The sequence below is a fragment of the Nigerium sp. genome, assembly GCF_039811905.1.
Taxonomy (GTDB): domain Bacteria; phylum Actinomycetota; class Actinomycetes; order Propionibacteriales; family Propionibacteriaceae; genus Propioniciclava.
In genome coordinates, this window is the sequence record NZ_JBDHZL010000148.1 from 1 (window position 1) to 5238 (window position 5238).

Annotated in this window: 4 protein-coding genes; 1 reads left to right on the forward strand and 3 read right to left on the reverse strand. The window is 69.4% G+C overall.

The features are described 5' to 3' along the window. Window positions 1–220: 220 nt before the first annotated feature. The 3 genes from WMJ97_RS14335 to lpdA form a co-directional block, all read right to left on the reverse strand. On the reverse strand, window positions 221–856 hold the full coding sequence (locus WMJ97_RS14335; protein WP_347349686.1) for a TetR/AcrR family transcriptional regulator: 636 nt from the start codon (window positions 854–856) through the stop codon (window positions 221–223). A gap of 1 nt (window position 857) precedes the next feature. Beyond that, window positions 858–1748, reverse strand: a complete 891-nt coding sequence (locus WMJ97_RS14340) for a CPBP family intramembrane glutamic endopeptidase (protein WP_347349687.1) — start codon at window positions 1746–1748, stop codon at window positions 858–860. A gap of 156 nt (window positions 1749–1904) precedes the next feature. Further along, window positions 1905–3305, reverse strand: coding sequence for a dihydrolipoyl dehydrogenase (gene lpdA / locus WMJ97_RS14345; protein ID WP_347349688.1), 1401 nt, complete (start codon window positions 3303–3305; stop codon window positions 1905–1907). A 206-nt stretch (window positions 3306–3511) separates the two neighbouring features. Between lpdA and WMJ97_RS14350 the strand changes: the two genes are divergently transcribed. Continuing rightward, the gene (locus WMJ97_RS14350) at window positions 3512–5029 is read left to right on the forward strand and encodes a UDP-N-acetylglucosamine 1-carboxyvinyltransferase (protein ID WP_347349689.1); all 1518 of its coding nucleotides are present in this window, start codon (window positions 3512–3514) and stop codon (window positions 5027–5029) included. Window positions 5030–5238 lie beyond the last annotated feature (209 nt).

Sequence of the window (5238 nt, forward strand, 5' to 3'; positions counted from 1 at the left end):
GCCCAGCCGACGTCGGGGCCGACCGCCCTCGTCGGGGTGGGCTGGGCCGCGCTGCACCCCACGAGGGCGACCGCGGCGAGGGCTGCGACGAGAGGCCGGATACGCATCAGGTGTCCTCAAACTTGGTCCGAAAAGGGATTTTGCACGTCAGGCTAGGCGCTGGACACCGCCGCGTCGGCGTCCGACACGCGCCCGACGGCGGTGCGGCTGCACGCCGGGATCAGGCCGCCCACCCGGCGAGGAGGGCCGCGAGCCCGCGCTCGAACTGCTCCTCGGGCGCCCAGTCGTAGCCGGCGGCGAACGCTGCCGCGAGGCGGGGGAAGCGCTCCGCGAGGACCGCGGCGTAGGCGTCCTCGGGAGCGACGTCGGTGCCGCCGACCGGCTCCCGCAACTCGCCCTGCACCTTCCCGACGGTGAAACCGACCAGGCAGTCCAGCAGCGGCATCGCGGACGCCGGCGGCAGGCCGGCGGACGCGAGGCGTCCGACGAGTTCATCGGTCAGGCCGAGGAGGGCCGGCGTGACCGCCGGGCGCGTCGCGAGCACGGGGACGAGACGGGGGTGCTCCAGCAGGATCCGCCGGAGCCCCCGCATCGGGACGGCCGCGAGGGCGCGCCAGTCGTCGGACGCCGGCGCCTCCGCGGCGACGGATTCGGCGGCCATGCCCCAGAGTGCGTCGACGACGGCGTCGAAGAGGGCGGCCTTGTTGGGCAGGTGGTGGTAGATCGCCATGGGGTCGACGCCCAGCTCGTGGCCCAACCGCCGCATCGAGAACCGCTCGACCCCCTCGCGATCGAGGAGGCCGATCGCCTGGTTCACGATGCGCGGCACGCTGAGGACGGAGGGCGCGGGGGTCATGTCACCGATCCTGCCGCAGCGGGCGGGTGAAGAACAGCCGACGTTCCCGCCACAGGACGACCGCGCTCACGATCAGCAGCAGCCCGGTCTGGATCACCTTGGTGTCCGGGTGGGTGAGGAACAACTCGTTGCCGACGTTCGCGGAGACGTGGAAGACGATCGCGACGAGGATGCTCCGCCCGCACCGGTAGTACAGCCAGTTCATGAGAATCATGAACGGCAGCACCGAGACGACGAAGTTCACGCTGGCCAGCGGCCCGATCTCGACCACCTCGGCCTGGTAGTACCCCTTGATGAAGCTGAGCGGCACGTGCCACAGGAACCAGAAGACCGCGAAGACGCACGTGGTGCGCCACACCGTCCACCGGGACGCCAGCGCGTCCGTGCCGTAGCTATGCCAGGCCAGCTCCTCCACGATCGCCGCGCCGACCAGCAGCAGCCAGGCGGGCAGCAGGCCCGCCGTGAAGGAGGCTCCCCCGCGCAGCCCGAACTGGCCGGCCGGATAGCCGGCGAGCACCGACAGGCCCGTCGCGACGAGCAGGGACGCCGGCAGCAGCACCACCGCCAGCGCGGCCAGGCCGGGCCGGATCCCGCGGAGGCCGACCAGGCGCCGGCGCACGTCCGCGCGGAGCACCCGGTCGCGCCCGATGAGGGACGCCGCGACGCCGATCGGGGCGACGAGCCCCAGCAGGCCGAGGGCGGCCGTGGCGACCTGGGTCGTCGTGGTCTGGTCGGGGCGGCGGCTGAAGTAGCCGGCGACGCCCCACGTCAGCCAGGGAATGCCGAGGGCGAGCAGGTAGAACAGCCCGGGTCGGCGATAGTGCGAGACCGCGGGCGGCAGGGCGGGGGTGACGGACGCGGCCGTGCGGGCGTCCTCTACGCTGTAGATCATGACGAGAGCATAGCTCTACACCGTAGAGGTTGGGGAGGTTGTCGACCGGACACGCGGGCGTCCGGTGGCCGTCGCGGTCCTGGTTTGGCCGGGCATGCCGAGGGCCCCCGGAACAACCGCGGGCCCTCGGGGTGAACAGTGGCAGACGGACGCCGATCAGAAGTTGATCATGTGCCCCGCGATGCCCTCCATGGCCTCCTTGATGGCCTCCGACAGCGTCGGGTGCGCGTGAATCGTGCGCCCGACCTCGTCGGCCGTCAGATCCCACGTCTGCGCGAGGACGACCTCGGGCAGCAGTTCGGTGACCTCGGGCCCGATCATCGTCACGCCGAGGATCTCGTTGTACTGCTTGTCGGCGATGACCTTCACGAAGCCGACCGACTCGCCCATGCCCCACGCCTTGCCGTTGGCCGAGAACGGGAACTTCGCCGTCTTGACGTCGTAGCCCTTGTCCTTCGCCTGCGCCTCGGAGTAGCCCATCGTGGCGACCTGCGGCTGGCAGTAGGTCGCGCGCGGGATCATGTCGTAGTTGATCGGCATGGTCTCGGCGCCCGCGATGGTCTCGGCGGCGACGACGCCCTGCGCCTCGGCGGTGTGAGCCAGCATGAGCTTGCCGGTGCAGTCGCCGATGGAGTACAGCCCCTCCACGTTGGTGCGCATGTAGTCGTCGATCGCGATCGCGCCGCGCTCGGTCAACTGGACGCCGGTGTTTTCCAGCCCGTAGCCCTCGGTGCGCGGGGCGAAGCCCATGGCCTGCAGCATCTTGTCGGCCTCGAGCACCGTGGACTCGCCGCCCTTGGCGGGGCTCACGGTGACCTTGACGCCCGAGCCGGTGTCTTCGACGCTCTCGACCTTGGTGCTGGTGAGCACCTTGATGCCGAGCTTCTTGTAGGCCTTGGCGAGCTCGGCCGAGACCTCGGCGTCCTCCGTCGGGACCATACGATCGAGGAACTCGACGATCGTCACGTCGACGCCGTAGCTGTTGAGCACGTAGGCGAACTCGGTGCCGATCGCGCCCGAACCGCCGATGATGATCGACTTCGGCAGGGAGTCGGCGAGGATCTGCTCCTTGTACGTGACGACGTTCTCGCTGGCCTTCGTGCCGGGCAGCAGCTTCGTGATCGCGCCGGCGGCGATGATGCAGTTGTCGTACGTGACGTCTTCGGTGCTGCCGTCTTCCTTCGCGACCTTGATCGTCTTGGCGTCGCTGAACGTGCCCCACCCGTTGAATTCGGTGATCTTGTTCTTCTTCATCAGGAAGTGGATGCCCTTGACCATGCGGTCGCTCACCGAACGGCTGCGCTTGAACGCGACCCCGTAGTCGGCCTTCACCTCGCCCGAGAGGCCGAACGTGGACTGCTCCTTCGTGACGATGTGCACGATCTCCGCGTTGCGGAGCAGCGACTTCGTCGGGATGCACCCGACGTTGAGGCACACACCACCCCAGTATTCCTTCTCGATGATGGCGGTCTTGAGGCCGAGTTGCGAGGCGCGAATGGCCGCGACGTACCCGCCGGGGCCGGCGCCGAGGACGACGACGTCGAAATGAGAGCTCATGGCCGTCACTCTAGAGCACCCGTGTCCCGCGCACCCACGGTGTGACCCGGTCCGTCCGCAGCGAGGCCCGCATCGCCGGCGCGTGGCGTCCCTCCCCCGTTCAGGTGCGCCTGGACGCCCCTTTCCCCGCTCGCCGGACGCGCCCGGCGCAGTCCCCCGGGGACGTTCTGGCTAGTGTCCCCGACCTCTCCGCTAGGATGCGCGACGTGACGGATATCTCCCCTCAAGCCATCGGCGGCCTGCTCCGGTCGGTGCGCCACTCGCGCGGCATCGGTCAAGACCAACTGGGTCAGATTCTCGGCGTCGCGCCGTCCCAGATCGACGCGATCGAACAGGGCGAATCCAAAGACACCGCGCTCACCAACCGCCTCGTCGAGTCGCTACAGACGAAACTCGCGTTCCCCGGGGGCGCCACCCACCTGCGGGTGAAGGGGCCCACGAAGCTGTCGGGCTCGATCCAGGTGCGCTCGTCGAAGAACGCGGCGGTCGCGCTGCTGTGCGCCTCGCTGCTGAACCACGGGCGCACGACCCTCAACGGCATCGCGCAGATCGAGGAGGTCAACCGCATCATCGAGGTGCTGACCTCGATCGGCGTCCAGGTGACGTGGTCGGAGGACCGGTCGCAGCTCACGATCGTCCGCCCCGAGGTGCTGAACCTCGGCGCGATGAACGTGGAGGCGGCCCGCCGCACGCGCAGCGTGATCATGTTCCTCGGGCCGCTGCTGCACATGATGCCGGAGTTCCGGCTGCCGTACGCGGGCGGCTGCAACCTCGGCACGCGCACCGTGACCCCCCACATGCAGGCGCTGCATCACTTCGGCCTCGACGTGACCGCCACCGAGGGCTGGTACCGGGCTGTCGTCCACGAGGTGGGCGACAGCGTGCAGAGCATCACCCTCACCGAGCGCGGCGACACGGTCACCGAGAACGTGCTCATGGCGGCGGCTCTGTACCCCGGCGAGACGGTCATCCGCAACGCGTCGCCGAACTACATGGTGCAAGACGTCTGTTACTTCCTGCAGCAGCTGGGTGTCGGCATCGACGGCATCGGCACGACGACGCTGCGGGTGAAGGGCCTCGCCAAGATCGACGCCGACGTCGAGGTCTTCCCGTCGGAGGATCCGATCGAGGCGATGAGCCTCATCACCGCGGCGATCGTGACGAACTCCGAGCTGACGATCGAGCGGTGCCCGGTGGAGTTCCTCGAGATCGAGATGGCCATCCTGGAGCAGATGGGTCTCGACTACACGATGACCGACGAGTACCCGGCGAGCAACGGGTTCACCCGGCTGGTCGACATCACCGTGCGGCCGAGTCGGCTGCGGGCCGCGGCCGACAAGATCCACCCGATGCCGTTCCCCGGCCTCAACATCGACAACCTGCCGTTCTTCGCCGTGATCGCCGCGGCGGCCGAGGGGCGCACGCTCATCCACGACTGGGTGTATGAGAACCGGGCCATCCACCTGCTCGACCTCGCCAAGCTCGGCGCGACCGTGCAGCTGCTCGACCCGCACCGGCTGCAGGTGCAGGGGCCGACGCGCTGGCGTCCGCAAGAGCTCGTCTCCCCGCCGGCCCTGCGCCCGGCGGTGTGCCTGCTGCTCGCGACGCTGGCCGCCAGCGGCACGAGCGTGCTGCGCGACGTGTACGTCATCAACCGCGGCTACGAAGACCTGCCGAACCGCCTCAACGCGCTGGGCGCCGACATCGAGGTCTTCTACGGCTGACGGACGCCGGCGGCGTCCGTCGGTCGCCTGACGCCGACCCGCTCACCGACACAGGGCCGCCCCTCACGCACCTGCGTGAGGGGCGGCCCTCGTTTGTTGTCGGACGCCCGACGTGGCCGACGCCCGTCGGCGGCTAGAGAGCCGATACCTCGAAACGCTCCGACGGGTTGACCAGCATCTCCTGCGCGGGCACGAGCGCGAGCTCGCGG